The 299-nt window shown below is 43.8% G+C and carries 1 pseudogene; it reads right to left on the reverse strand.

The window, feature by feature from the left end:
• Positions 1-299: pseudogene (locus D0T57_RS16000) on the reverse strand (hypothetical protein); the annotation flags it as partial.

Here is a 299-nt window from a genome sequence, read left to right on the forward strand (position 1 = left end):
AAATCTGGAACATATACGGGTTTATCTGCTTTATTTCGCACCTTCGGGTTACACGGTCGAGTATCGGTACACCCTGCGCCATACGTGTGAGGAATAATAATAAAACTAAGGAAGAGCCCACAAAACCTTGTTCTTCGCCCATTGTTTTTGCCAAGATTACCGAATGAAGGAAGATAGCAGGTTGTGTTACTTTGGTTTGACGAAGGTCTTCGTCTGTGATACTGAATGTTTCGGGCGCGTCTATTTTCTTGTGTTTGGTAGCCCAATCGGTAACCCAGTCGAAAACGATATACTGGTTC

It is taken from the genome of Dysgonomonas sp. 511, from assembly GCF_010501105.1.
Lineage (GTDB): Bacteria > Bacteroidota > Bacteroidia > Bacteroidales > Dysgonomonadaceae > Dysgonomonas.